The sequence below is a fragment of the Burkholderia plantarii genome (genome assembly GCF_001411805.1).
Lineage (GTDB): Bacteria > Pseudomonadota > Gammaproteobacteria > Burkholderiales > Burkholderiaceae > Burkholderia > Burkholderia plantarii.
On record NZ_CP007212.1, the window covers coordinates 2,307,182 to 2,333,807 of the forward strand.

Consider the following 26,626-nt stretch of genomic DNA (forward strand, 5'->3'; position numbering starts at 1 on the left):
GGATCAACGCGACTGGAAACGGAAACCGTTGACGTTTTCGCCGACGAAACGGTTGTGGCCGAACGCGTCCTGGCCCGCCACCTGCACGCAGCCGAACTTGTCGAGATTGGCGCTGCCGCCGAACTCCTCCAGCGTGTTGGAATACGGGTACACACGCACCGAGTTCGGCAGGTAGCGCGCGGCGAAGCCCAGGCGCATCTTGTCGGTCAGCCCGCTGTGCGGGTGCGAGGCGTGCATCAGCGTCGACCAGAAGATGATGAACTGGCCCTGGCGCATCACCATCGACCTGGCCTGGCTCTCGTCCGGGCTCCAGTCCGGATCCTTCTGGAGCTGGCGGTAGTCGTAGCCGAAGAAGCCGCGGCGCACGCCCTGCTTCTCCAGGTTGTTGATGGCGTCCTCGCGGTATTCCATGACCTTCGACTCGTCGTAGTTCATGGTGCGGTGCGTGCCGGGAATGAACTGCAGGCAGCCGTTCTCGACGTTCGCCTCGGTGAACGCCGTCCACACCGTGATGGTGCCGCCGAACTCCGCATCCTCCGGCCACACGATCTGCGGGTGCTTGGAGCCGGCCACGTTCGAGAAGTTGTCGGCCTGGTGCCAGTCGGTGCCTTCGTCGCCCGGATACTTCGGGAAGAACTCGGTGCGCCAGCACAGCACGTCCGGACCGAGGATGCTCGCCACCCGGTCGGCGATCTCCGGGCGCGTGATGTGCGAGGCCAGGAAATCGACATCGAGATGACGATCGTAATTGGCCAGATTGGTCACGCCGGAAATCGATTTTTCCTGGCTGTAAATGGCTTTCTTGGTATTGAGCAACTTGGGACGCAATGCCTGGAGATTCGCCTCCATTTCATCGCCCGGATAAAGATCGAACGGCCCGATATAGCCATTGCGATGGAAACTCGCCAACTCATCCTGGCTCAGGGCGAATTGGGATGCAGCTACCTCGATTTGATTATTCACGGTTATTTCTCCGGCCCTCGGATTGGAGATAATGTTTTATATCCAGAATAATTCAATGACAAGGTGAGATTATTTTTGTTTTTATTATTGTTTTATTTTGATTTGACTGCCGGGGAGGGACCGCGAACTGCGGGAAGGTCCGCGACACGCGTGCCGCGAACCGAAAGCGGAATGACGACTCAACCTTGCAGGGCAGCCTTGGTCGCGCCGATGCCGAACTTGACCGACGCGCCGCGCGGCTTCTTCTGCTCGATTTCCATCTGTTCGATGATGTCGCGAAACTCGACCTGATGCTCCGCCATCTCGCCCATCAATAACACGATCACCGCGAGATGCGACGGCACCACGCCCTTCTGTGAATAATTGGTGATCGAATTTTCATTCATCTTCACCAGATTCGCGAATTCCCGCGCGGTCAGCCGCGCCCGCTTGAGCTGGTCGCGGAATTCGAAATAGGTCATTACGGACACAACGGCTCTCCTTGAAAAAGATCCGCGCGCGGTCCGGCCTCGGCCGGACCGCCGTGCAAAATTTCTCGATTCCGCGATCCCGGCCCAGGCCGGCTTACATCTTCACCTGATCGAGGAAGGTCTTCTTGCCCGCCTTGTAGACGTACAGCGAGATCACGCCATGCGCGAGGTCGCCGTGCGAATCGAAGGTGGTTTCACCGATCACGCCCTTGTAGTCGGTGGACGGCATCGCGGCCAGAATCTTGGCCGGATCGGTGGACTTCGAGCGCTTCATCGCGTCGACGATGATGTTCACCGCGTCGTAGGCGAACGGCGCGTCATACTCGACCACCTGCCCGAAGCGCTTCTTGTACTTCGCCTGGAACTCGGCGCCGCCCGGCATCGTTTCGATCGCCGCGCCGGCCTGCGAGCACACCACGTTCTCGGTCGCGTCGCCGGCCAGGTTGGCGAGCGACTCGGTGCAGACGCCGTCACCCGTGAACACCTTCGCGCGCAGGCCGAGCTGCTTGGCCTGCTTCGTGAACGGGCCGCCGGTGGAGTCCGAGCCGCCGTACATGATCGCGTCCGGGTTCTCGCCCTTGATCTTGGTCAGCACCGAGCGGAAGTCGACGGCCTTGTCGCTGGTGGCGTCGTGCGACAGCACCGTGAGGCCCAGTTCCTTCGCGCGCTTCTCGAACTCGTTCGCGAGACCCTGGCCGTAGGCGGTGGAGTCGTCGACGATCGCCACGCGATGGATGGTGCCGAGCTTCTTCGCGTAGTTGGCCAGCGCCGGGCCCTGCTGCGCGTCGGTGGCCACCACGCGGAAGGTGGTCTTGAAGCCCTGCAGCGTGTAGACCGGGTTGGTCGAGGACGGCGAGATCTGCGTGATGCCGGCATCGCTGTAGATCTTCGAGGCCGGGATCGAGGTGCCCGAATTCAGGTGGCCGATCACCGCCACGACCTTGTCGTCAACCAGCTTCTGCGCCACCTGCGTGGCGGTGCGCGGGTCGGCTGCGTCATCCTGCGCATCGAGTTGCAACGTGATCTTCTGGCCGCCGATCGTCAGCCCCTTCGCGTTGATTTCCTCGACCGCGAGGCGCGCGCCATTTTCGTTGTCCTTACCAAGATGGGCGATACCGCCCGTCAGCGGCTCGACACTGCCGATCTTCACGACGACCTGATCGGCACTCGCTGCCGTCGTGGCGGCAAGCACCAACAACGTGGCCGTGGCCGTGAGCGAAAGCTTCAGAACGCTGGATGAATTAGCTCGTTTCAACTGGTGCTCTCCTGCGAGTGTTTTTTTAGGGGCTTCCCGTAGTGCCCGGCTGGCCGGGCCTTGTTTGAACCACTACCCGCCCTTCGATCACAGCCCGTCCGGCAACGCCCGGCGCCCCGGATTCGCCGCTTTCGGCGAGGACGATGCAATGCCTCAAATCTTCCTATGTATCCATATTTCATATTTGGATACATTCGTAGCATATCGTTGCCAAGATACAATTGGCAAGAACAAAAAAATTGAACCGGAGGTGGGTATTGCGACCCCCAAACACGCTCGTAGCGGACGCCATTCGCGAGGACATCCTGCGCGGGGAATTGCCGCCTGGAACGCCGCTGATCCAGGAAAATCTCTCGGCCCGATACGGCGTGAGCCGCATCCCGATCCGGGAAGCGCTGGTGCGCCTGGAGGCCGACGGACTCGCCCGCCAGGAGGGCAAGCGCGGCCTCACAGTAGCGCCGCTGCGGGCCGACGAGGCCGAGGATCTGTGGATGATGCGTTCGCGCCTCGAGCCTCTCGCGCTGGAGATGGCGTTCCCGTTCCTGACCAAGAGCGTGCTCGGCGAAGCGGAGGACCTGATCGACAAGGTCGAACACATCGGCAACGACCCCGCGAAACAAAGCCACGTCAATTGGTTGTTTCACCGCACGTTGTATGAGAAGGGCCAGCGCCATCGCCTGCTGATCACGCTCGACGCGCTGCATTTGCAGGCGGACCGGTATCTGCGGTTCCAGTACGACGTGATGAGTCACAGCTCCAACAGCCGCGCCGAGCACATGGAGATCATCGACTCGCTGCGCGGGCGCGATCTGGAACGCGCCTGCGCGATCCTCGTGCGGCACATCGAAGACGCCGGGCGCAAGCTCGTCACGGCGCTGCGCAACGCGGCCGTCGAGGAGGCGTGAGCGACGCCGCCGCGCGCCGGCGCGGCGGGCGCGGTGGGCAGGCGAATCGAGCGGTGCCGGCTGGCCGGCACGCGCCCCCCCAACGCGACATGACGGTGCCGGCGGGCCGCCCGCGTTGCGCCGCGCCCCGTCCGACCGCGCCCCGCTTCACGTCGAATCACGGCCCCTGCGATTTCCCTCGCGACGGCGCCGCTCCCCCATGCATGCCTTTTTTCGTCCGCCCGGCACCCGCCGCGCGCGGCCGCCCTCGTCACATCTCCGTCCCGTCGTTGAATTTTATAGACGATCGGTCTAAAATCCGCCGCATGCTCACGCCACCCGACAAGCCGCGCCGCGGCCGCCCCCCGAAAAACCCGCAGGCCCATGCCGACACGCGCGCCGTGCTGCTGCGCGCCGGCATGGAACTGCTGACCGAGCAGGGCTTCGCGGCCACCGGGCTCGACACCGTGCTCAAGCGCGTCGACGTTCCGAAGGGCTCCTTCTATCACTACTTCGCGAGCAAGGAGGCGTTCGGCCGCGAGCTGATGGACGCCTACGACGCCTACTTCGCCGCGAAGCTCGACCACTGGCTGCTCGACGCGAGCCGCCCGGCGCTCGCGCGGCTCGCCGCGTTCGTCGACGACGCGAAGGCCGGCATGGCGCGCCACGATTTCACGCGCGGCTGCCTGATCGGCAATCTCGGGCTCGAGGTGGGCGCGCTGCCGGACGGCTTTCGCGAAGCGCTCGAGCGGATCTTCGCGGGCTGGCAGGCCCGCATCGCGCGCTGCCTGCGCGACGCGCAGCACGAGCGCGTGCTCGCGGCCGACGCCGATCTCGACGCGCTCGCCGCGTTCTTCTGGATCGGCTGGGAAGGCGCGGTGCTGCGCGCGCGGCTGGTGCGCAACGCCACGCCGCTCGACACGTTCTTCAACGGGTTCCTCGCCGGCCTGCCGCGCTCGCGGCCGGCCCGGGCGCCCGCCCGTCCGCCAGCGGACTGATTTCCCAACGAGAGACGCACCATGTTCCACTGTCTTCTGATCGACCAGGACGCCGACGGCGCGAGCCGCGCGCGCGTCGAGACGCTCGACGAGGCCCGCCTGCCCGACGGCGACGTGCTGGTCGAGGTCGCCTACAGCACGCTCAACTACAAGGACGGGCTCGCCATCACGGGCAAGAGCCCGGTGGTGCGGCGCTTCCCGATGGTGCCCGGCATCGACTTCGCCGGCACCGTGGCCGACAGCGCGCATCCGGCCTACCGGCCCGGCGACGCGGTGGTGCTGAACGGCTGGGGCGTGGGCGAGCAATACTGGGGCGGGCTCTCGCAGAAGGCGCGCGTCAACGGCGACTGGCTGATTCCGCTGCCGGCCGGGCTCACCGCGCGGCAGGCGATGGCGGTGGGCACGGCCGGCTACACGGCGATGCTCTGCCTCCTCGCGCTGGAGCGCCACGGCATCGGCCCCGCGCACGGCGACGTGCTCGTGACGGGCGCGAGCGGCGGCGTGGGCAGCTTCGCGATCGCGCTGCTGGCGCGGCGCGGCTACCGCGTGGTGGCGTCCACCGGCAAGACGCGCGAGGCCGACTACCTGCACGCGCTCGGCGCGGCCGAGGTGATCGATCGCGCCACGCTGGCCGAGCCCGGCAAGCCGCTGCAGAAGGAGCGCTGGGGCGCGGCGATCGACTCCGTGGGCGGCGCGACGCTCGCCAACGTCTGCGCGGCGACGCGCGCCGACGGCGCGGTGGCCGCCTGCGGGCTCGCGCAGGACATGGCGTTCCCGGCCACGGTCGCGCCGTTCATCCTGCGCGGCGTGAGCCTGCTCGGCATCAACAGCGTCACGCGCCCCTACGCCGAACGCGAGGCGGCCTGGCGCGCGCTGGCCGACACGCTCGACCTGGCGCAGCTCGACACCATCACGCGCGAGATCGCGCTGGCCGACGCGATTCCGGCCGCCGCGCAATTGCTGGCCGGGCAGGTGCGCGGGCGGCTCGTGGTGGACGTGAATCGGTAACGTAGCCGTGGCGGGCGCGTGACGCGGGCAGCACGGCCGCCCTCCGCCATGCGTGTGCCTGCCTCAATCGCGCGAGGTCGCGGCCGGGCTGCTGCCTGCGGCCCCGGCTTCATCGCGGCTGCTTGCTCATGCAAGCGCGGCGCGGGTCGCACGGTAGCCCTCCATCACGCGCGCGCCTGCCTCAATCGCACGAGGTCGCGGCCGGGCCGCTGCCTGCGACCCCGGCTTCATCGCCGGCTGCCAGCCGCTTGCTCATGCGCGCGTTGCGCAGCGCCACGCCGCGCACGCTCACCACCTGTTCGCGCTCGATCGCGAAGCCCGCCTGCCGAAACCACGACTGCGCGCTCAGGCTCACGTCGGCCCACAGCGTGCGAATGCCCGCGCCGCGCGCCACGCAATGGAGCTGCGCCAGCAACGCGCGGCCCACGCCGCGCCGCGCGAACTCGGCCGCGACGAAACAATGGTCGATCTGGCCGGACGGCTGCAGGTCCGCATAGCCGACGATCCGCCCGTCGATCTCGGCCACCCATGGCCGCAGCGCCTGCATGCGTCGTGCCCATTGCGCGTGATAGCCGGCATCGGCGTCGGTGGGCGCCCACGCCTCGATCTGCACCGGCGTATAGTCGCGCGCCGCGAGCCCGTGCACCGACGCGCGGAACACCGCGAGCAGCGCGGCCTCGTCGCCGACGGCGAAACGGCGGATCCGCAGCGTCATCGCCAGCTCCGGCAGCCGCTGCCTCGCTGCGCGCCGGCCAGCCCGGGTCGCGCCGCGATCGGCCGGCGCACGACGGTAATGCTCATGACTGCCTCCCTGGATATGCGGCCCGCCCCGCGCCCCGCGCGAATTTCGGCGGTCCATAATGTCGCCAGACCGCACCGGCCCCGCGCGCCGTGTTCCGCCCGCAACCGGCGGCCGCGGCGCGGGCCGGCGTTTTCCTCCTTCGTCCCGGACCCTGACATGCAGACATCCTCTCCTCGCATCGCGGTCGTCGGCGGCGGCGTCATCGGCCTGTCGATCGCGCGGGCGCTGGCGCGGCGCGGCGCCCAAGTAACGCTGTTCGAACAGGCGCGGCTGGGCGCCGGAACCAGCCGGACCAGCTACGCGTGGGTCAACTCGAACGGCAAGACTCCACCGAGCTATCACCGCCTCAACTGCGCCGGCATCGCCGAGCACGCGGCGCTGCAGCAGGAGGCCCACAGCGAGGCGCGCTGGTTCGATCCGTCCGGCACCTTCGAATGGGCGAGCGACGCGGCCGCGCAGCGACGGCTGGAGCAGCGCGTGAGCAGCCTGAAAGCGCTCGATTATCCCACCGCCGAAGTCTCGCACGCGTTCGTGCAGGCGCGCCTTCCCGAACTGCGGCTCGCGCCCGGCACCGGCCAGATCTGGCACTTCCCGAGCGAAGGGCTGCTCGACGCATCGGTGCTGATGGCCTATCTGTGGGCGCAGGCGCGCGCGGCCGGCGCCGTCCTGCACGAGCAGGCCGAGATCCGCGACCTGAGCGAACGCGCCGACGGCGTGACGCTGCGATTCGGTGCGAACGACAGCTGGCAAGGCGATTACTGCGTGCTGGCCACCGGACGCTGGACCTCGCGGCTCGTCGCCACGCTCGGCATCGGCCTCGCGATGGTCGACGCCGAGCGCCGCGACCGGGTCGCCTGCGGGTTCCTGGCCAGCACCGACGCGCAGCTAGTCCAGCTGCGCAGCAACCTGATCGGCCCGGACCTGAACGTGCGGCCCGACGGCGGCGGCCGCCTGCTGCTGCAGGCCACCGACCTCGACGACCAGGCCGATCCGGCCGCCCCGCCCGCGCCCGACGGCGAGATCGGGCGGGAGCTGCTGCGCCGGCTGCACGCCTGGTTCGATCACACCGCCCACGCGCGCATCGAGCGGCTGGTGGTGGGCCAGCGCTCGCGCCCCGCCGACGGGCTGCCGGCGGTCGGCTTCGTCACGCCGCGGCAGCGCGCCTACGTGGTGGCGACCCACAGCGGCATGACGCTCGGCCCGCTGCTCGGGCGGCTGGTGGCCGACGAACTCGTGACGGGGCAGCGGGCGGCGCTGCTCGCCGATTTCGCGCCCGACCGGTTGCTGAATCGCGACCCCGGTGAATTTTCGCCGGTCGCGTCGGTGTCGTTTCCGGCCGAGCAATGAGACGAAGCTCGCGGCGCGTGGCGCGATAGCGACGCCGCGGGCCGTGGTTCGGGCCCGCGGCGCGTCGCTCGACGATAGCGGCCCGCCTCATGCGGCGACGCGATTGGATCCGGCCGCCGCCCGGTGACAGCCCGGACTGCGGCCCGGCGCCGTGGCCGCCACGGCACGCGCTGCCGCGCCGCAAACGCGTCTCGCCGCCAGCCCTGGCACCGACCCGCTGCGCCGCGTGCTGTCGAACCACTGCCGCGCCTCGCAATCGGCCCGACTACCGGCCTGACTACCGCCCTGACTATCGGCCAAGCTACCGGCCAAGCTACCGGCCCGGCCATCGTCACACCGCGCCGACGAAACCGCGCGCGACGCCGGTTCGCTCAGTTGGCGTTGGCCGGGCGCGGCCCGCCGCTCGCGGTCAGCTGCTCGTACACCTCGTGCGAGAGGTCGAGCAGCGCGTGGCGGTCCATGCCGCCCGACACCGCGTAGCCGAAGCGGCCGTCGACCCAGTAGAACACGTTCACCGGGCCGCTCTGGTAGAGCTTGAACGCCGTCACGTCCGAGCTGAGCTTGCGGTGCGAGATGTTCAGCGTGATCCGCTCGCCGAGCGCGTTGTGATACATGAACTGCGCGATCGGGCCGTCGTCGCCGGGCAGCAGGCGCCCGCCCATCAGCTCGTAGCCCGCGCGCGTGAGCACGGGCGGCCGCACGTCGGTGCCGAGCCGGCTCGACAGCCATTGCACGAGTTCCTGCTCGCGATCGGCGCCGACCTCGACCGGGCGCGTGACCATCGGCGCGTAGGTGACGTAGGCGATCGCCGACTGCCGCGCCAGCGCCTCGCCGCCATACGACGCGCGCAGGATCGACGGGCCGCCGTCGTCGCCGTTCATCACGCCGCGCCCGACCGGGCTCAGCATGCCGCCCGCGCCGATCCCGATGCCGATCACGAGCGCCGCGGCCAGCCCCGCGAAGCGCTTCCAGTTCGCCGCCGGGCGTGCCGCGCCGGCCACCGTGGTCACGCCCGGCGGCAGCGCCCGCGCGGCGGAGGAAGCGGAGGAATCGGACGACGCGGTGCCCTCGCCGGCCGGCGCGAAATCCTCGGGCGGCAGCAGCCGGGCCGGCAGCGGCTCGTCGAGCACGCGGTCGTAGCGCTCGTGCAGCATCGCGTTGATCGAGAAAAAGTCGCCGATGCGCGCGGCGAGCGCCTCGTCGGTTTCGAGCAGGCGGTCGATCCGCGCGCGGCGCGCTTCGTCGAGCGTGCCGTCCACATAGGCGTGCAGTTCCGATTCGGTGATCGGCGTGGTCGGGTCGTTCATCGCACCACCTTCAGATTGGCGCTGGGTTGGGTTCCGGACATCAGCGTGCGCAGACGCTCGCGGCCGCGCGAAAGCCGCGACATCACGGTACCGACGGGAATGCCGAGCGCGAGCGCCACCTCGGCATAACTGAGTTCCTCGAGGCCGACCAGCAGCACCACCTGCCGCTGGTCGAGCGGCAGACGCTGCAACGCGTAGTCGAGATCGCGCACTTCGAGCGAGCGCGTGGGCGCGCCGGCCACGGCCAGCGCGGCCTCGGGCAGCGAATCGTCGTCCACCGAGACGTGCTCGGCGCGCGCGCCGGGGCGCCGCGCCTGGTTCGCGAACACGTTGTGCATGATCGTGAACAGCCACGCGCGCAGGTCGGTGCCGGCCTGGAACTGCTCCGTATGGCGCAGCGCGCGTTCGAGCGTGTCCTGCACCAGATCGTCGGCGAGCTCGCGGTTGTGGATCAGCGCCCGCGCGTAGCGGCGCAGGCGCGGGACATGGTCGATCAGTTCGTCTCGTATGGTCATGGCAGCAGGTTGGCCCGATGACGGACACTCAGGAGGTTCGGCGGCACGTTCAGTCTCCGGCCAGCAGGTCGGCGGCCCGCATCAGCCCGCGCGTGCGCGCGTCGCCGGCGATCACGATATGTCGTCCGGCGCGCGATGTCCACGCCAGCAGCCGGGCGGCGCCGACGCGGCGCGCCTGCCAGCGCCCGCCGCCGTCGGGCGGCCCGGGCGCGACCAGCACCACCGGCTCGCCCGCCGCGTTGCGGTAGACGAACGCGTTCGCGCCGGCGAACGGCCAGATCTCGAGCCGGCGGGCATCGGCAACCCGGAAGCCGGCCGCGCTGAGGTCCGGGGCCGTGTCGAGCGGCGCCGGCGGCGCGGGGGTGAAGCGCGGCGAGACGAGCGGCGCGAGCGGGGACGACACGCTTGCGGCCGCACCCTCACCCGGCGAGGCCGGCGCGTGGGCGGACAGCGCGACCAGCGTGTCGTAGGCGGCCGCGTCGAGCCGGCGGTCCGGCACGCGCGCGAGCGTCGGCAGGCTGGCCGCCACGATCGCGGCCGCGAGCGCCGCCAGCACGGTGCGCCACGGGCGGCGGCGGGCGGGCTTCGTGGTGCCGTGCCGGCCGGGTGTCGGCGGGATGGCCGCCAGAGCCCCGCCGGCGCCCTGGCCGTCGTCGGGAAAGCTGGCACGCAACTGCGCGTTGACGCGGGCGTAGAACGCGACGCGGCGCGCCTCGGCGGGCCGTCGCGCCAGGTACGCGAACACGCTCGCCTGCCGCTCGGCGGCGAGCCGGCCATCGGCGTAGGCCTGCATGTCCTGCTCGGTCGGGATCGGTTCGGGTGCGGAGTTCATGGCGAAACGGAGAGGGTTACGACACGGCGAACACCGCGCGCCGTCCGTTATTCCCTCGCCGAAAGAATATTCTTGACGTGGCGCCGAGGGGCATCAGGAGCCGGCGTAGACGTTGCAGAAGCTGGCCGGGCCGGTACAGGCCGACGGCGTGCCCGCCACCGGCGGCATCGCACGGTGGCCGCCCTCGCTGCGCGCCGCCGCGGCACTGCCGTAGGCGGACGCGGCCGGTGCGCCGACGCCGGCGGCGAGCCCCTGGCGGAACGCCGGATTGACCTCGGGGTACGACGCGTCGGTGTAGTTCAGCGAGCCGTTCTGTTCGGCTTCGATCAACTGCTGGCGGACTTCGGCGCGCGTGAGGCCCTGCGCATGCGCGAGCGACGAGAGCACGACGGCGGACAACGCGACGAGACGGGCGATCTGGGTCTTCATGTTCGACTCCTTGACGGGTATTCGAGCGATTCGAATGTTGAGGGGCTTGCATCAAGGTGAACACGAGCGATGCCGGCTTATTCCGGCCGGTGCGGATTTCTTCTCGGAATTGTCGCTATCGCGGCGATAGCGTGCGCGCGCGCCGGCGCTTGCCTGCGCGGGCCTCGCGGCCGGCTGCGCCGCAACCGGCGAGGCCGGGCGCGCGCAGCCGCGGCGGGCGCGCCCGGGTTTGCCGCTCAGGCCGCGTGCAGGTCGCCAAGGCCGACCGTCGCCTTGATGAAGCCCTCGAACTGCTTTTCGGGCGGAAACGGCTCGGGAATCGTCAGCCCCTTCTGCACCGCCGGGCGCGCCATCACGCGCTCGAACCAGGCCTTCAGGTGCGGATTCGCGTCGAGCGGCAGGTCGGCCGTGAACGGTGCCAGCGAGCCGGTGCGGATCCACGGCAGCAGCGCGATGTCGGCGATCGAGAACGCGTCGCCGGCCAGGTAGTCGCGCCCCGCGAGCCGCGTATTCAACACGCCGTACAGCCGGCTGGCTTCCTGGAAATAGCGGTTCGACACCTCCGGCGCCCGGTTCCGCCACGGGCCGCGAAACACCAGCAGCTGGCCCAGCATCGGCCCGATCGAGGCCATCTGGAACATCAGCATCTCGATCACGGCGGCGCGCGCGGCCGGCCCGGCGGGCAGCAGCTTGCCGGCCTTCTCGGCCAGGTGGATCAGGATCGCGCCCGATTCGGTCACCACCAGGCCGTCGTCCACCAGCACCGGGATCTTCCGGTTCGGATTGAGCCGCGTGAATTCGGGCGTCTTCTGCTCGCCGCCGAGAAAGACGCGGTGGACGCGATAGTCGAGCCCCAGTTCCTCGAGCGCGATCGAGATTTTGAGGCCGTTCGGCGTGGCATCGGTATAGAGGTCCAGCATGATCATGCTCCTTGTTGATTCGGTCGTCCGGTTCAAGGGTGCGGCGGCTTTCGGCCCGGCCATCGGCCGCGTTCGCAGCACCGAGGAGATGATCTTTGGTTCGCTTATGGCGCGGTAGCCGCGAGAATCGACTTTCATCCATCCGATTCCCGAATGGATGCGAACAAGGCTGGACTGACCCGAACCGGCGCCGCCTTCCTAGCAGCGCAGTTCGCGGCGGGCCGCCTCCATCTCGCCGAGTTCGGCACCGATGAAGTCGGCGAACGCGCGCGCCGACGGCTTGGCCGCGCGGCCGGCGGGCAGGATCGCGTGGATCTCGGCGCTGCCCATTTCCCAGTCCGGCAGCACGCGCACCAGCTGGCCGCTCTGCAGCTCGCGCAGCATGCCGAGCGAGCCGGCCGAGATGATGCCGAGCCCCGCCACCGCCGCGGCCGTGGCGCCCTCGCCGCCGTTCAGGATGAAGCGGCCGTCCACGCGCACCGAGGTGGTCCTGCCGTCCTTGCGGAACGCCCAGCCCTCCGTGCCGCGCCCGGCCGGCCCGACGATGATCGAGAAGCGGGCGAGATCGGCCGGCACGCGCGGGGTGCCGGCACGCGCCAGATAGTCGGGCGAGGCGGCCAGCACGCGGTGGACCACGCCGAGCTTCTTCGCCACGGCGGTCGAATCGCCGAGGTGGCCCACGCGCAGCGCCACGTCCACGGCGTCGCCGACCAGGTCCTGCATCTCGTCGTTGAGGATGAATTCCACGCGCAGCTGCGGATGCCGGCTCGTGAAGCGCTCGATGCGCGGAATCACGCTGCGCACCGCGAACGAGGTGGACAGCGCGAGACGCAGCACGCCGCGCAGTTCGCCCGTGCCGCGCACCGCGTGATCGGCTTCGTCGAGCGCGGCAAGGATCGCCTCGATGCGCGCCAGATAGTCGGTGCCCGCCTCGGTCAGCATGACGGCGCGCGTGGTGCGCGTGAACAGCGCGGCGCCCACCTGCTTTTCGAGCGCGGCCACGATCCGCGACACGGTCGGCTGCGACATGCCCAGTTCGCGGCCGGCCGCGGAGAAGCTGCCGGTGCGCGCGACGCGCGCGAACAGCTGCAGCGATTGGAATCGGTCATTCATCCGGAAAACGAATTCGAGTCGATGGTCTTGCCATCTTAGCGGTAAACATCCGCATGATTGATCGACTCGATACGGGTTGCGGGCCGACCCGTAACGCGTCCTGGGCAATGTCCGACGGCGCTTTCACGTCAGGCGCGGCGGGTAAATGGCATGGCACGCCGTTCAGGAAGCGAAACGCGTGCGTTCCGCGAGCAGCACCCGCGCACCAGGCATGCGAACCACACGCGGCACACCGCGCCGCGCCACCCCGCCTCAACCGATCGTGAATACCGTGCGGGTGCGGCTGTCGGCTTTCGCCCACGCCTCGCCGACCTGCGCGAGCGGCACCGCGCGCGTATCGATCCTGAGCCCGGCCTTCGGCGCGATGTCGAGCACCATGCGCAGCGACTCGATCAGCTTCGGCATCGGCACGCTGCCCATCCCGCTGCCGAGCAGCGTGATCGCGGTCGAGCGCAGCACGGCGGCCGGCAGCGAGATCTCCGAGCCGCCGATCGCGCCGATCTGCACGTGGCGCAGCACGGCCAGATCGGGCAGCGCGCGCGCCGCCGCCACCAGCAGCGCATGGGCGCTCGGCCCCCACAGGTAGTCGAGCACGATGTCCACGCCCCGCGCGAACTGCCCGCGCAGCGCGTCGGCCTGCGCCTCGTCGCCCGTCAGCGGCACCAGCACGTCGGCGCCGAGCGCGGCCAGTTCGGCCAGCGAGGTCGCGTCGCGCCCGGTCGCGATCACCTTGCCCGCGCCGAGATACTTCGCGATCTGCACCGCGAGCCGTCCCGACGAACCGGTCGCGCCGTTCACGAGCACCGTCTCGCCCGCCTCGAAGCGCGCGCGCTCGGTCAGCGCGGCCCACGACGACATCGCCGGAATCGCGAGCGCCGCGGCCGTCACGTCGTCGAGCGCGTCGGGCAGCGCGAGGCAGTGCGCGTCGGCGGCCACGGTGTATTCGGCCAGCGCGCCGTGCGGCGCCAGCGGGCCGAAGAAATAGACGCGCCGGCCGTCGTCGAGTACCCCCGTGCCGTCGATGCCGGCCACGAACGGCAGGCCGTGCGTCGAATTCTCCGAGGTGTAATGCACGCCCGCGGCGCGCGAGCGTGCGACGTGGCTCAGCGCCGAGGCGCGCACCTGGATCGTGCGGCAGCCCTCGGCCGCGCGTGGCGCGTCGAACTCGCCATAGACGGGCGGCTGCCCGGCCGCGCTCACGATCGCGGCTTTCATGCTGGGGTTCATTGCGGACTCCTCCATGTGTTGGGCGCCGGCCGGGTCCACGCGTTACGCGCCACGCGCACCGGGCCGGTCCACCGGGTTCAGTGTGCCTCGACCCACGCACGCAGCGCCGGGTCGCGAATCTCGAGCACCTCGAACAGACCGAGCACGCGCAGCGCCGGCAGCGCGGCCGCGATGTCGGCCCGGGCCGCCTCGCGCGCCGCCCGCGGCGCATCGGGCGTGCCCAGCACGCGGGCATTGGCGAGGAACGCGCCCACCGTGCCCTTGCGCACCGTCACGCCGTTCAGTTCCACTTCGTTGGTGCCGTCGGGCAGCAGTTGTTCGGCTCGCATGATGATCCTCCGGGTTGGTCGATGCCGTCACTTTATCGAGATACAATCGGCCGGCCTCCGGCATGAAAGCCAATCGATACGGAATTTCGGCCATGCATGATTCACTGCTTCCGCCCCCTCTCGTGCTCGAATCGGGCGGACCGTTAGTTGCGGCTGCGGAATTGACGCAGGCGGCCGCGCGCGCCACCGATGCGCACCGGCATCCACGCGGCCAGCTGGTGGGGGCCTTGAGCGGGCTGCTGTCGGTCGGGCTCGAGACGCAGCAGTGGGTGGTACCGGCCACGCATGCGATCTGGGTGCCGCCGCACCATCTGCATTCGCTGCGTTCGTATGGGCCGTTCTCGGGCTGGAGCGTGTTCATCGAGGAGGCGGCCTGCGCGGCGCTGCCGGCCGCGCCGCGCGCGATTCGCGCCAACCCGCTGCTGCGCGAGGCGGCGCGACGCGCGGCCACCTGGTCGGGCGGCCCGCTCGGGCACGACGAGACACGCATCGCCGAATTGATCCTCGCGGAGATCGCGGCCTCGCCGGCCCAGGCGCTGGGCCTGCCACGGCCGGTGGAGGCACGGGTGGCGCGCATCGCCGACGCGCTGGCCGCCGACCTGTCCGACAACCGCGGCGCCGAGGCCTGGGCGCGCTGGGCCGGCATCGCGCCGCGCACGCTGAGCCGGCGCTTCGTCGCGGAGACCGGCCTGAGCTTCGCGCAGTGGCGCCAGCAGGCGCGCGTGCTGCGCGCGCTGGAGCGGCTCGCCGACGGCACGCCCGTCACCACCATCGCGCTCGAACTCGGCTACGACAACGTCAGCGCGTTCATCGAGATGTTCCGGCGCGTGCTTGGCGTGACGCCGGGGAAATATGCGGCGGGGCTGCCGGCGCTGGCGGCGGCGTGAAGCAGCGGGCCGCCGCGTCCGTTCAATTCATCGAAACACCATTGCAATCACGTATTGGCGGCCTCAATGTCGATTTGCGATTTATCGCGACGGATTACGGTTCATCGCGATCGCACGGACGGAATGTTGAATATCATTGAATATTCATACGGCATATCGCATCGCCAAATAAATCCCTTATCGTCACTCGGCCGCACGATTCAATCGATTGCGGCTCCACCTCAAACGCGATAAGGAGAAGACCATGTCGGACGATCTCGAAGTCACCGAGCAGGAAGAGTTGGCGCGATTTTTCGCGGGAAAGGTCATCGAGCAATATCGGGAACAGTACCCCGACTTCGACGATGGCGAGGACACGGTCGAAGCCTTGACGCAGGCGCTACTCGAGGAATATCGATCCGGCGAGCCGTTTGAAGTGACGGAGCCCGACACGCCGCCGACGACCCGCGGTTTCGTCGATTTCCCGATCGATTTCAATTTCAATCTGGTGGTCGGTTCGATGGACATCCACATCGAAAACCCGGACACGAATGAATACACGATTCTCGCGACCTTCAAGATCGCCGGCTTCAAGATCAGCAGTTCCCTGATCACGCTGACCAACAGCAAGGCGACGAGAACCGAAACCGTCGGCGCCGGGCCGGTCAAGATCACCATGACCTTCTCGATCGATTTTTCGGACGGCGTCGAACTGACCCTCGAGGGCGACGGGAAAATCTGGCCGTTCAAGAAATTCCACATCGGGCCGTTCAACGTGAATCTCTGATTCGCTGATGCCATGCCGCGCGCGCCGGCCTGGCACGACCGGCCGACCTCGCAGAAAACGGGCCGCCACGCCACGCGGCGCGCCGCCCGTTGCCGCTTCAGCCCGCCCGCGTCCCGCCTCAGTGCCCCGCCGCGTTCCTGCGCAGCGCGTCGAGAATGCGCCGCTCCAGCGCGACGTAATCCCCGCCAAAGTGGTGGTCGCCGCCGGTCTTGATGACTTCGGCGCCGCTTTTCACCAGCGCCGGGCACAGCGTGTCCTCCTCGGTGGCGCCGTAGAAGCACTGGACCTGCGCGAGCGGCAGCCTGTCGAACTCGGGCCGCACCTGCAGCGCCTTGTCGCTCGCCGGCATGCCGAGCCAGCCGGTCACGCGGATCTGGAAATCGGCGGCCGGCGCGAAGCCGAGCAGCGAAATCACGGCGACCTTGTCCTTCAGCGGCTGCGGCAGCCGGTTGTAGGCGAACGGCATCACGTCGGCGCCGAACGAATAGCCGATCAGCGCGACATGCGAGGCATGCCAGCGCGCCATGTAGGTCTGCATCACGCGCGCCAGATCGTGGCTGGTCTGCGCCGGCGTCTTCTCGCTCCAGAAGTAGCGCAGGCTGTCCCAGCCGACCACCGCCACGCCGTCCTTCTGCAGCGCTTCCGCGATGGTCTTGTCGAGATCGCGCCAGCCGCCGTCGCCGGAAATCACGATCGCGAGCAGGCCGTTGCCGCCCGCCGCGCCGCCCTTGGCGGCCGGCAGCTCGACGAGCGGCAGGTCGGACACGTCGAGTTCGTCGGCGCTGCCGTCGCGCAGATGCGGCGCGAGCAGCGTGACGAGCCGCGCGACGTCGCCGCTGGCGGCCGTGTCGACGAAGCCCGGGGTCTTGCGGCGGCTCACGGTGGGATCCGGCGGGCACATCTTGAAGCGCGGATCGAGCGTGGCGGCCGGCGCCACCGTCACCGCGCCCGAAATGGTGTTCTCGGGCGCCTGCGCGAGCACCTGCCGCGCAAGCGTGCCGCCCTGGCCGATGCCGGCCACGATCGGCGCGAAATAGCGCGAGGTCTTCAGCTGCCGTTCGAGCTGGTGGCTGACCGCCTCGGCGTCGCCCACCAGCTGATGGCAGCTTTCCTTCGTCTTCGCGAGGTTCGCGGCGTAGCGCGCCGTATCGACGCCCACCGTCAGCGCGCCCGCCTTCGCGAGCGCCTCGGCCGTCGCCTGGTCGGCCGCGCTCCAGCCGCCCGCCGCCGAATACAGCACCACGAAGCCGTGGACCTCGCCGTCCGGCCGCACCACGGTCACGTCGCCGTAGCGCCCGCCCGGCAGCCGGCCCGAACTGCGGCCGGCGAGCGTCGCGCCGGAGGCGGCGCTCGCCGCCGCGGCGGGCGCGAGCGCGCCGCTGGCCGCCCTGCCCGTTTCCGCATGCGCCGCATGCGCCTGTGCTGCCGCTTGTGCCGCGAACGCGCCCGGCGCCTGCGCGAACGCGATGCCGGCCGCGGCCATCGCCGCGAGCCGCTTCCAACCCTGAGCCATCATGAACGCCGACCTCCCGCCAGCAAGGAAAGATCGGCGAGTGTAACGAAAACGCCGACCGATCCGGACGCCGCGAGATAACGCGGCTCCCATTGCGGCTCGAACTTGCTCTTGAACGCGCGCAAGCCGCGGAAATTGTAGAAACGCCCGCCGAAGCGCCAGACCACGCGGCCGAGCCGGTGCCAGACCGACGACATCGGCGCGGTGCCCATCCCCGAGAACGGCGCCATGCCGAGGCTCAGGCGCCGGAAGCCGGCCTCCTTCAGGTACAGCGCGAGCTGCGTGAACAGGTACTCCATCGCATACGGCGAGGCCTCGGGCACGTGGCGCATCACGCCCACCGTGGCGTCGGTGTGCAGGTCGGTGGTCATGAACGTGACGAACGCCACCGGCTCGTCGTTCTGGCGCACCAGCATCACCGACTGGGTGGCGAGATAGCCGTCGTGGAACGCGGCGATCGAGAAGCTCTTCTCGCGCGCGTCGCGGCTGTCGAGCCAGTCGTCGGAGATCTCGCGCAGCACCGGCAGCATGTCGGGCACGCCGTGCGGCGGGATCACCTCCACCGACATCGCGTCACGGTCGCCGCGCCGCAGCGCGTAGCGCAGGTGCGAGCGGTTCGAGCCCTTCAGGTCGAAGCGGTCGAGCGCGATGTGCGCCTCCTCGCCGAGCTTGACGAGCGTGAGGCCGGCGTCGAGATAGAGCGGCAGCGCCTCGGCGCGCACCTGGTAGAACGCGGCGCGCCCGCCGTGCGAATGGGCGAGCGCGATGAACTGGTTGACGAGCCCGGCCCACTCGTCGCGCGGGCCGACCGGATCGTAGAGCGCGGCCCAGGTGCGGCCGTGCTTGGCGTACATCAGGAACGCCTCGCGCGACGCCGAGAACAGGAAGCTCTTGTCGCCCATCAGCGCGAGGCCCACGTCGCTGCGCTCCTGCGCGCGGATGATGCGCGCGGCGTCGGCCAGATCCTGCGGCTCGGGCACCACGAAGCGGCCGGCCGCCGGGCGCAGCAGCTGCCAGAGCGAGACCATCGCCGCGAACACGCCGGCCGCGAGCGTGGCGCGCAGCGCGCGCGAGGCGCGCTCGTCGAACGCGAACTGCGACCAGATCTCGTGCGTGTAGGGGATGTCGCGGAACGCGAACAGCAGCACCCACACCGCCAGCATCAGCACCAGCGCGACCGACATGAACCAGCTGACCGTGAACGGCTCGGCGAACAGCGAGGAATGGCGGTTGAAGCGGCGCCGCGACACCAGCAGCAGCACCAGCAGCGTCACCAGCACGCCGGCCTCGACGAACGCGAGCCCCTTCGAGAACGACAGCGCGAGGCTGGCGAGCGTCAGCGCGAGCGCCATCCACCAGGCGGCGTCGAGCCGGCGCAGCAGCCCGCGCGCGACGAACAGCAGCGACACGCCGAGCACGCTGCAGAGCACCTGCGAGCCTTCCAGCACCCACAGCGGGATCACGTTGCGCAGCACCGCGATGCGCTGCCAGAACGCCGGCGTCGCGCCCGACACCACCAGCATGCTGCCCACCGCGAAGGTGACGAGACTCAGGAACAGCGGCGCGAGCTGCGAGACCTGGGCGGCCTGCGACGAGACGAACCGCTGGCTGGCCGCGCGCCCCTCGAACACGGCCAGCAGCCCGGCCGACAGCACCAGCGGCACGCCGAAATAGATCGCGCGATAGGCGATCAGCGCCGCCAGCATCGAGGTGGGCGGCACCGCGCCGCCGAGCGCGAACGTCATGGCCGCCTCGAACACGCCGATCCCGCCCGGCGTGTGGCCGATCATGCCGAGCAGCAGCGCGGCCGCGTAGACGGTGAGGAAGGTGACGAGATCGACGTGGCCGTGCGGCAGCAGCGACCACAGCGCGAGGCCGGCCGAGGCGACGTCGACCACCGCGAACACCAGTTGGCCGGCCAGGTCGCGCCGCGACGGAATGTCGAACGACAGCCAGCGCCAGCGCGAGCGGATCTGGCGCGGCGCCGGCCCGCAGCAGGCGATCAGCACCGCCAGCAGCACCAGCAGCGCCGCCCCGGCCGCGCGCAGCCAGCCGCTCGCCACCGGCAGCATCGAGGCCAGCGGCCCGGAGCCGCCCACCATGCCGAGCGCCGTCATGCCGACGATGCCGAGCACCAGCGTGCCGCCCATGAACACCGTCATCCGGCCGATCTGCGCGGCGGTCACGCCCGAGGCGCCGTACACGCGCACCCGCACCGCGCCGCCCGTCAGCGCGCCGAAGCCGGTGGCGTTGCCGAGCGCGGTGCCCGCGATGGTGCCGATCCACAGCGGCACGCGCGGCACCTTCGCGCCCACGTAGCGCAGGCCGATCGCGTCGCGCGCCACCAGTCCGACGTAGCTGAGCGCGGTGGCGCCGAGCGCGCCGGCCCATTCGCCCGGCGCCAGATGGCGCAGGTTGCGGATCACCGACTTGTAGTCGACGGTCTCCGACAGGTGCTGGAACACGAACAGCAGCGCGATGCCGATGCCGAGCGCGAGCAGCGGCGAGACGAGCCGATCGAGCGGGACGGACTGGCGAACGCGCGCGATCGTGGCCGTCGCGCGCCGCGGTAAATCACTGAAGGACATGAATCTGAAATGTCAGGCTGAAACCTGTCGCGAGAATTGACGCTGCAGCCGTTGTCATCGTCGTATGCGGCCGCGTCCCCGGACGCGGTCTTCGCAAGCATGACGTCCGGCCCGTGCCGGCGTCAGGGATGCGCGAGTCTACCGGAGCGACATTACAAATTGTTTTTCGCAAGCCGACCGGGTTCTGACGAACGGCGGGCGAACCGCCCCCGGCCGGCGAGCGCGCGCCACGCCGGAATTCGCTCATGATACTGGAAAAGCGCGCCGGCGCCCCTCGCGGCGACTACGTAAAGGCAAGCCCCTAGCGGGTTTTCACGGGTCCGGGCGAGCCTTCCGCGGTGGGCGCGCGCGGCTTCGGCACGACGCGCGCGCGCGGCATCGGCAGGATTCCGAAACGCGCACGGTTTTGACATTTGTCTTACTTGTTGTTTTCCAAATGCCGACGATGCGCGACTGCGCCGGCCGGGCGCGGCCGCGGCGCCGGGGTGGCAGGCCCGCCGCGCTTCCGGACGGCGGCCGTTCAGCTGATGTAGACCACACCGTCGCCCTGCTGCAGATGCGGCGAGACGGGATCGTCGCGATGCACGGCGATCATGTTCAGCCCGGCCGGCACGCAGCGATAGCCGAACTCGTCGAGAAAGCGCTCCACCAGCACCGGGTCGGTCTTGAGCACCTCGATGGTCAGCATCGGCCGGCAGCGGCGCAGCGTGTCGCGCGCCCCGGTGAGCGCCTCCAGTTCCATGCCCTCGATGTCGAGCTTGATCAGGTCCACGCGCGCGAGCCCCAGCGAATCGATGCTGACCATCGGCACCGTGGTGCCGGCCGCCGTGTCGTACGAAATCACCTGGCCGATGAATTCGTTGCCGTCGCGGCGGCGCAGCTCGAGGCTGCCGAAGCTCGCGTGCGAGAGATAGTCGGGCTGCGGGACCACCAGCTCGCCGCAGCGCTCGCCGAGCGCGGCCAGCTTGGCGCGCGCGTTCAGGCAGTTGTTCAGCGCGATGTTGCCCGCCAGCGCGTAGAACACGATCTCCTGCGCCTCGAAGCTCAGCACCCTGCCCCAGCCGTGCATGTGCCGCGCCCATTCGATCGTATGCACGCCGATGTTGGCGCCGCCGTCGATCGCCACGATGCCGTCGCCGTGCAGCTCGCGGCGGCGCGTGAGCATGGCCAGCACGAAGCCGATCTCGCTCGCGTCGAAGCAGCCGTTCTGCAGGATCTGATGCCCGACGCCGTAGGTGTAGCCCTCCGCGGCCGTGTTGTGATCGTGGCGGTTCACGATCATCGTGCCGTGATTCGAAGCCGCCAGAACGAAAGCGATCGGCCGGTTCGGAAATGCCATCTCGATGCCCTCCGTCAAGGTAATCAATGCCGGCGATCGATGCGCCGCCATGGTGCCCGCGCTTCAGTGCAGCAACTGCGGGGCGATGCGGCTCATCACGTCGCGCGCGCCGTCCGGCGTCAGGTGCGAGCCGTCGAACGACACGATCCTGCCGCGGCCGTCGCCCGAGCGCGTCACGCAGCCGGCCGCGTTGCACATCGCATCGTAGGCGGACACGTAGTCGATGCCGAGCCGCCGCGCGGTGGCCGCGCCGAGCAGGTCGAAGCGGCGCGCCGCCGGGTCGATGCCGAAATCCGAACGCTCGGGCAGCTCGACATGGTGCGCACGCCAGTAGACCCAGTAAAGGGTCGGCAACGAACTTTGCCACGTCGCGACCTGACCGAGCAACACGATTCGCTCGACGCCGGCCGCGCGGGCGGCGGCCACGGTCCTGTCCAGCGCGGCGAGGCGCTCGGCGTCCCAGTTCGCGGTCAGCACCAGCGTATGCGGCCGGGCCGAGCGCAGCGCGTCGAGCGCGCCGGCGGCGATGCGCCCGCAGTGATCGTTGCCGCCCAGCAGCGGCGGGCAGCCCGAGGCGCTGAACTCGCCGAGCCGCACGCCGAAGCGGCCCTGCTGCGCGACGAAGCCCGGGTAGATCGCGGCGGCCCGCGAGTCGCCCCACAGGAACACCAGCGGCGCGCTACCGGGCTCCACGCAGGTCGAAGCGAAGCGCTCCTGGTCGGCGCCTTCCAGATAGCAGGTGCCGCGGCGCCAGTCGTGGTCGAGGTCGAAATGCGCGCCGCCGGCGAAGCGCTCGGTGAGCCGCGACATCCGGAACGCCAGCCCGTCGCGCCGGTAGGTGTTGTAGCCGAGATAGCCGATCGCGAGCACCAGCACCAGCAGCAGCGCGGTGACGAGGCGCGGCCGGCGCGAGCGGCGGGCCGGCCGCTCGACGCAGCGGTAGACGAGCCAGGCGAGCGGCACCGCGGCGAGCGCGCCGGCCACGCGCAGATACCAGGCCGGCACGCCGATCGACATCAGGCGCAGGAACGACAGGATCGGCCAGTGGACCAGGTAGAGCGGGTAGCTGATCAGGCCGACCAGCAGCACCGGCCGCGCGGCGAGCCGCGCCATCAGCCGCGAGGTGCGGCCGTGGTGGATCAGCAGGGCCGCGCCGAGCGTGGGCGCGAGCGCCCATCCGCCCGGAAACGTCAGCCGTGCGTTCATCAGCGCCATCGAGCCGAGCAGCAGCGCGAGGCCGGCCAGCACGCCGAGTTCGGGATGACGCGGCGTGGGTTGCGGCGAGCGCGCCTCGCGGCAGGCCAGCAGGCTGCCGATCATCAGCTCCCAGGCGCGCGTGACCGGCCAGTAGAACGCCGCGGTCGGCGCATGCCCGACGATCGCGAGGTTGGCCGCGAACGACAGCGCGCCGAGCACCAGCACCGTCCACCGCGGCCCGCGCCGCGCGCGGCTCGCCGCCCACAGCAGCAGCGGCCAGGCCAGGTAGAACTGTTCCTCGACGCCGAGCGACCAGAGATGGAGTAGCGGCTTGTGGTCGGCGGAGGCGTCGAAGTAGCCGGCCTCGGACCACAGCACGAGGTTGGCCACCGAGGTGGCGCCGCCGGCGATGTGCTTGCCGAGCGACTTGAACTCGTCGGGCAGCAGGTTGAACCAGCCGAACAGGTAGACGCCGACCAGCACCACCAGCAGCGCCGGAAACAGGCGGCGGATGCGCCGGCCGTAGAACGCGGCGAGCGAGAAACGCGACTCGCCGAGATCGCGCAGCAGGTGCGAGGTGATCAGGTAGCCGGAGATCACGAAGAACACGTCCACGCCGACGAAGCCGCCGGGCAGCGCCGCCGGCAGCGCGTGGAACACGACCACCGAGAGCACGGCCAGCGCGCGCAGCACGTCGATGTCGGGCCGATAGCCGGCCGCTGCCTGGGGCGCGGCCGCGGGCGGGCGGGCGTCGCGCGTCGCCGCGGCGACGGAGGTGGATTCGGTCATGGCGAAACACGTCGGGCGGCCTGCCCCGCGCGTCGCTGCGCGGCAGGCCGATTTGTCATGGATATTCCGGTTTTCGCCCGCACGGCAAACTCACCCGCGACGCGACGACGGCGGCCCCCCGGCCGCCCATGCGCGCGAAAGGCGCGATTCTACGCATGATCGACGGCGAAAAGCTAGCCGGAGCGTGGACGCACGGGCAACGGGTCGGCGCTGGTGTCGGCGCTGGTGTCGGCCCAGGTGTCGGCCCAGGTGTCGGTGAAGCGGCCGGCGGAAGGCCCGGCAGCCGGCGGCGTCCGGGGCGCCTTTCCGCCGTCTCGCCACCGCCTTGCCACGCCGCGAAGGCCGCGAAGGCCATCATCTCGCCCCGCCTTCCGCGCGCCGCCCGCGTCCGCGATGTAACGCGCGTAACCATCTGTGACGCCGCACGCCCCTCGCGCGACGCGCTGGCGGCCCCGGCCGCGCCACCGCCCTGGCCGGCGGCCCACGCGGTTGCCGCCCACGCCGCTGCCGCCCCGGCCCGTCGTACACATCCGGCTCCCCATTCGCGCACGCAGCCGGTAACATCTCGATCCCGCGCTTCGTGGCAAGCTGGCGCCCCGGATCACCGGCCGTCGCCGGCCCCGCCGACAAGAAAAAGGTTTTTCGTCCATGCCCCTGACCGCCCGACTGGCGCGCCTGCTCGCGCCGTTGTCATGGATGCTGCTCGGCCTCGTCGCCGTGCCGCTCTCGCCCGCCGCGCAGGCCGCGCCGTTCGCCGCCTCGGCCGCCACCGCGAGCGGCGCCGCCGCGCCGTCGATCTCCTATGACGATGCCGTGGCCTCGCTCAAGCGCCTGCAGGCCGAGCAGGACCGCATCAAGCAGCAGACCTCGGCCGCCACCAGCAACCAGCAGCTCGACACGCTCGACGCCGCCGCCGAGCAGCTCGTCACCAACGTCGACAACCTGCTCGACGCGCTCACCCCGCAACGCGCGCAGTTGCAGGCGCAGCTCGACGTGCTCGGCCCGCCGCCCGCGGCCGGCGCGGCGCCCGAAACGCCGGCCGTGGCGCGGCAGCGCGCCGATCTCACCGCGCGCCGCGACCAGTTCGACGCGGTGCTCAAGCAGGCCGCCGCCGAGAAGACCGACCTCACGAACCTGAACCAGCAATTCGCGAAACTGCGGCGCGGACTGTTGCGCGACCAGCTCGCGCTGCGCTCGGGCAGCCTGTTCGGACCGACCTTCTGGGCGCCGCTGCACACCCCGCTGCCCGACGACCGCCAGCGCCTGCACGCGTTCTCCGGTCAGATCGCCGAGCAGTTCGCGTTCGCCTGGGACCCCGAGCGGCGCGTCGGCACGCTGGTGATGCTGGTGCTCGCCGTGGCGATCTGGAGCGCCGGCCGGCGCCTGCTCGAGCGCGGCTTCTCGTGGTTCTGCCTGAACCGGCTGCCGCCCACCCGGCTGCGCCGCAGCGCGCTGGCGCTGACCACCGCGCTCGCCACGCTGCTGGCCACCGGCATCGCCGTGCAGCTGCTGCTGCTCGCGCTCACGCGCGGCGAGGCGCTCACGCCCGCGCTCGACGATTTCGCCGCCAAGTTCGCCGAGCTCGCGCTGACCTGCGCGCTGATCGCCGGCCTCGGCCGCGCGCTGCTCTGCACGCGCCACCCGAGCTGGCGGCTGCCCGCCATCGCCGATCCGGTGGCGCTCGCGATGCGGCGCTTCCCGACCGTCCTGGCCGCGCTGCTGCTCGTCTCCGGCACGCTCGAACAGCTGAACCGGATCGCCGACACGAGCCTGCCCGTTACCGTGTTCGGACGCGGCATCGTCGCGCTGGTGGTGGCGCTGACGATCGGCGCCTCGCTGCTGCGCGCCAACCGCGCGCGCGCCGCGCTGGCCGCCGCCGGCGAGCCGCCCGAATCGCGCTCCACGCTGACCGGCCTGATCCACGCCGGCGTGACGCTGGCCGTGATCGCCTCGCTCGCCGCGCTGCTGATCGGCTACGTCACGGTGGCGCGCTTCATCACCTACGAGCTGGTCTGGTTCGAGATCGTGCTGTGCAGCTTCTACGTGCTGACCCAGATCACGCGCGACGCCTGCGCGAGCCTGTTCTCCACCAGCTACGCGAGCGGCAACACCATCAAGCACCTGTTCGGGCTCGCCGATCACCATCTCGAACAGGCCTCGACGCTGCTGTCGGGCCTCGGCGTCGCGATCCTGGTGCTGCTCGCCGCGCTGTCGCTGGTAACCGGCGGCTTCGGCACCACCCCGAGCGACCTGCTCGACAGCCTGCTGACCATGCTCGGCGGCACCCGGCTGCGCAGCCTCAACATCGTGCCCGACCGCATCGTCAACGCGGTGCTCGCGCTGGTGATCGGCTTCTGGCTGCTGCGCTCGATCCGCCGCTGGCTCGACGACGAGTTCCTGCCCACGCTCGGCATGGACCCGGGCATGCGCGCCTCGCTCGTCACGCTGTTCAGCAACCTCGGCTACGTGCTGCTGGTGCTGATGACGCTGTCGCTGCTCGGCGTGCAGTGGAGCAGCCTGGCGTGGATCGTCAGCGCCCTGTCGGTGGGGATCGGCTTCGGCCTGCAGGAGATCGTCAAGAACTTCGTGTCGGGGCTGATCCTGCTGACCGAGCGGCCGGTGAAGGTGGGCGACATGGTCAGCATCAGCGGCGTGGAAGGCGACATCCGCCGCATCAACGTGCGTGCCACCGAGATCCAGCTCGCCGACCGCTCCACCGTGATCGTGCCGAACTCGCAGCTGATCTCGCAGAACCTGCGCAACGTGACGATGGGCAACAGCACCCAGGGCGTGGCCACGCTGATGCTCACCTTCCCGCTCAACACCGATCCCGAACAGGTGCGCGACCTGCTGCTGAACGCCTACCAGGCGCACCCCGGGATCCTGGAAAAGCCGGCGCCGTCGGTGACCTTCAGCCAGCTCACGCCGGACGGCATCACGCTCAGCGTGACGGGCTACGTGAGCAGCCCGCGCGTGACGGTATCGACCAAGAGCGACCTGCTGTTCGAGATCCTGAAACAGCTGCGTGCCGCCTCGATCACGCTGTCGAGCCCGCAGATGCTGATGATCCAGAACGCGCCGGGCGCCCTCCCCGTGGGCGACGCGGCCGCGGTCCAGCGGCAGTGAGGCCGGCGGCACACCTGACACG

At 70.1% G+C, this 26,626-nt stretch carries 23 protein-coding genes; 7 read left to right on the forward strand and 16 right to left on the reverse strand.

Translation table 11 applies throughout. The features are described from left to right. Positions 1-3: 3 nt before the first annotated feature. The 3 genes from bpln_RS09850 to bpln_RS09860 all read right to left on the reverse strand — a co-directional run bounded on the left by bpln_RS09850 (position 4) and on the right by bpln_RS09860 (position 2,661). On the reverse strand, positions 4-963 hold the full coding sequence (locus tag bpln_RS09850; protein WP_042625072.1) for a chlorinating enzyme: 960 nt from the start codon (positions 961-963) through the stop codon (positions 4-6). Positions 964-1,142: 179 nt separating this feature from the next. Continuing rightward, positions 1,143-1,424 carry a hypothetical protein gene (locus bpln_RS09855; RefSeq protein WP_042625073.1) on the reverse strand — a complete coding sequence of 94 codons (282 nt, stop codon included), beginning with the start codon at positions 1,422-1,424 and terminating at the stop codon, positions 1,143-1,145. Positions 1,425-1,527: 103 nt separating this feature from the next. After that, a complete protein-coding gene (locus tag bpln_RS09860; RefSeq protein ID WP_123863617.1) occupies positions 1,528-2,661 on the reverse strand; it encodes a branched-chain amino acid ABC transporter substrate-binding protein in 1,134 nt (377 codons plus the stop codon). Between the two features lie 284 nt (positions 2,662-2,945). Here bpln_RS09860 and bpln_RS09865 point away from each other — a divergent pair, with 284 nt between their 5' ends. The 3 genes from bpln_RS09865 to acuI all read left to right on the forward strand — a co-directional run bounded on the left by bpln_RS09865 (position 2,946) and on the right by acuI (position 5,578). Then, positions 2,946-3,593: a GntR family transcriptional regulator gene (locus bpln_RS09865; RefSeq protein ID WP_042625075.1), complete on the forward strand. Its 648-nt coding sequence runs from the start codon at positions 2,946-2,948 to the stop codon at positions 3,591-3,593. A gap of 305 nt (positions 3,594-3,898) precedes the next feature. Beyond that, entirely contained in the window at positions 3,899-4,570 is a 672-nt protein-coding gene (gene acuR / locus bpln_RS09870; RefSeq protein WP_055138708.1) for an acrylate utilization transcriptional regulator AcuR, read from the forward strand. Positions 4,571-4,591: 21 nt separating this feature from the next. After that, positions 4,592-5,578, forward strand: a complete 987-nt coding sequence (gene acuI / locus bpln_RS09875; protein WP_042625077.1) for an acrylyl-CoA reductase (NADPH) — start codon at positions 4,592-4,594, stop codon at positions 5,576-5,578. 181 nt (positions 5,579-5,759) lie between these two features. On the opposite strand, the gene bpln_RS09880 is transcribed toward acuI, so the two are convergent. Beyond that, entirely contained in the window at positions 5,760-6,293 is a 534-nt protein-coding gene (locus bpln_RS09880; RefSeq protein WP_055138709.1) for a GNAT family N-acetyltransferase, read from the reverse strand. A 243-nt stretch (positions 6,294-6,536) separates the two neighbouring features. On the opposite strand from bpln_RS09880, the gene bpln_RS09885 reads away from it, so the two are divergent. Continuing rightward, positions 6,537-7,727, forward strand: coding sequence for an NAD(P)/FAD-dependent oxidoreductase (locus bpln_RS09885; RefSeq protein WP_055138710.1), 1,191 nt, complete (start codon positions 6,537-6,539; stop codon positions 7,725-7,727). A 371-nt stretch (positions 7,728-8,098) separates the two neighbouring features. Here bpln_RS09885 and bpln_RS09890 read toward each other — a convergent pair whose 3' ends face one another. The 8 genes from bpln_RS09890 to bpln_RS09925 all read right to left on the reverse strand — a co-directional run bounded on the left by bpln_RS09890 (position 8,099) and on the right by bpln_RS09925 (position 14,399). Further along, entirely contained in the window at positions 8,099-9,034 is a 936-nt protein-coding gene (locus tag bpln_RS09890; protein ID WP_055138711.1) for an anti-sigma factor family protein, read from the reverse strand. Continuing rightward, positions 9,031-9,549, reverse strand: a complete 519-nt coding sequence (locus bpln_RS09895; RefSeq protein WP_042625080.1) for an RNA polymerase sigma factor — start codon at positions 9,547-9,549, stop codon at positions 9,031-9,033. The genes bpln_RS09890 and bpln_RS09895 overlap by 4 nt, the downstream gene beginning before the upstream one ends. 49 nt (positions 9,550-9,598) lie before the next feature. After that, the gene (locus bpln_RS09900) at positions 9,599-10,381 is read right to left on the reverse strand and encodes an anti-sigma factor family protein (RefSeq protein WP_055138712.1); all 783 of its coding nucleotides are present in this window, start codon (positions 10,379-10,381) and stop codon (positions 9,599-9,601) included. 93 nt (positions 10,382-10,474) lie between these two features. Then, positions 10,475-10,810 (reverse strand): DUF4148 domain-containing protein, encoded by a 336-nt coding sequence (locus tag bpln_RS09905; RefSeq protein ID WP_042625082.1) that lies wholly within the window; start codon positions 10,808-10,810, stop codon positions 10,475-10,477. Between the two features lie 236 nt (positions 10,811-11,046). After that, positions 11,047-11,730, reverse strand: a complete 684-nt coding sequence (locus bpln_RS09910; RefSeq protein ID WP_055138713.1) for a glutathione S-transferase family protein — start codon at positions 11,728-11,730, stop codon at positions 11,047-11,049. 198 nt (positions 11,731-11,928) lie between these two features. Continuing rightward, entirely contained in the window at positions 11,929-12,843 is a 915-nt protein-coding gene (locus bpln_RS09915; RefSeq protein WP_042625084.1) for a LysR family transcriptional regulator, read from the reverse strand. A gap of 252 nt (positions 12,844-13,095) precedes the next feature. Further along, positions 13,096-14,058, reverse strand: a complete 963-nt coding sequence (locus bpln_RS09920) for a quinone oxidoreductase family protein (protein WP_055138714.1) — start codon at positions 14,056-14,058, stop codon at positions 13,096-13,098. An 89-nt stretch (positions 14,059-14,147) separates the two neighbouring features. Continuing rightward, positions 14,148-14,399: a hypothetical protein gene (locus tag bpln_RS09925; protein ID WP_055138715.1), complete on the reverse strand. Its 252-nt coding sequence runs from the start codon at positions 14,397-14,399 to the stop codon at positions 14,148-14,150. A gap of 92 nt (positions 14,400-14,491) precedes the next feature. Here bpln_RS09925 and bpln_RS09930 point away from each other — a divergent pair, with 92 nt between their 5' ends. Further along, positions 14,492-15,286, forward strand: a complete 795-nt coding sequence (locus tag bpln_RS09930; RefSeq protein WP_055138716.1) for an AraC family transcriptional regulator — start codon at positions 14,492-14,494, stop codon at positions 15,284-15,286. A gap of 244 nt (positions 15,287-15,530) precedes the next feature. Then, the gene (locus bpln_RS09935; RefSeq protein WP_123863513.1) at positions 15,531-16,052 is read left to right on the forward strand and encodes a hypothetical protein; all 522 of its coding nucleotides are present in this window, start codon (positions 15,531-15,533) and stop codon (positions 16,050-16,052) included. Positions 16,053-16,170: 118 nt separating this feature from the next. Here bpln_RS09935 and bpln_RS09940 read toward each other — a convergent pair whose 3' ends face one another. The 4 genes from bpln_RS09940 to bpln_RS09955 all read right to left on the reverse strand — a co-directional run bounded on the left by bpln_RS09940 (position 16,171) and on the right by bpln_RS09955 (position 23,478). After that, a complete protein-coding gene (locus bpln_RS09940; RefSeq protein WP_055138717.1) occupies positions 16,171-17,568 on the reverse strand; it encodes an AcvB/VirJ family lysyl-phosphatidylglycerol hydrolase in 1,398 nt (465 codons plus the stop codon). Continuing rightward, positions 17,565-20,153: a bifunctional lysylphosphatidylglycerol flippase/synthetase MprF gene (mprF, locus tag bpln_RS09945; RefSeq protein WP_042625090.1), complete on the reverse strand. Its 2,589-nt coding sequence runs from the start codon at positions 20,151-20,153 to the stop codon at positions 17,565-17,567. The genes bpln_RS09940 and mprF overlap by 4 nt, the downstream gene beginning before the upstream one ends. 520 nt (positions 20,154-20,673) lie before the next feature. Continuing rightward, positions 20,674-21,492: an FkbM family methyltransferase gene (locus bpln_RS09950; protein ID WP_042626624.1), complete on the reverse strand. Its 819-nt coding sequence runs from the start codon at positions 21,490-21,492 to the stop codon at positions 20,674-20,676. Positions 21,493-21,555: 63 nt separating this feature from the next. After that, on the reverse strand, positions 21,556-23,478 hold the full coding sequence (locus bpln_RS09955) for an acyltransferase family protein (RefSeq protein ID WP_082465255.1): 1,923 nt from the start codon (positions 23,476-23,478) through the stop codon (positions 21,556-21,558). A gap of 696 nt (positions 23,479-24,174) precedes the next feature. On the opposite strand from bpln_RS09955, the gene bpln_RS09960 reads away from it, so the two are divergent. Beyond that, a complete protein-coding gene (locus tag bpln_RS09960) occupies positions 24,175-26,604 on the forward strand; it encodes a DUF3772 domain-containing protein (RefSeq protein ID WP_055139497.1) in 2,430 nt (809 codons plus the stop codon). Positions 26,605-26,626 lie beyond the last annotated feature (22 nt).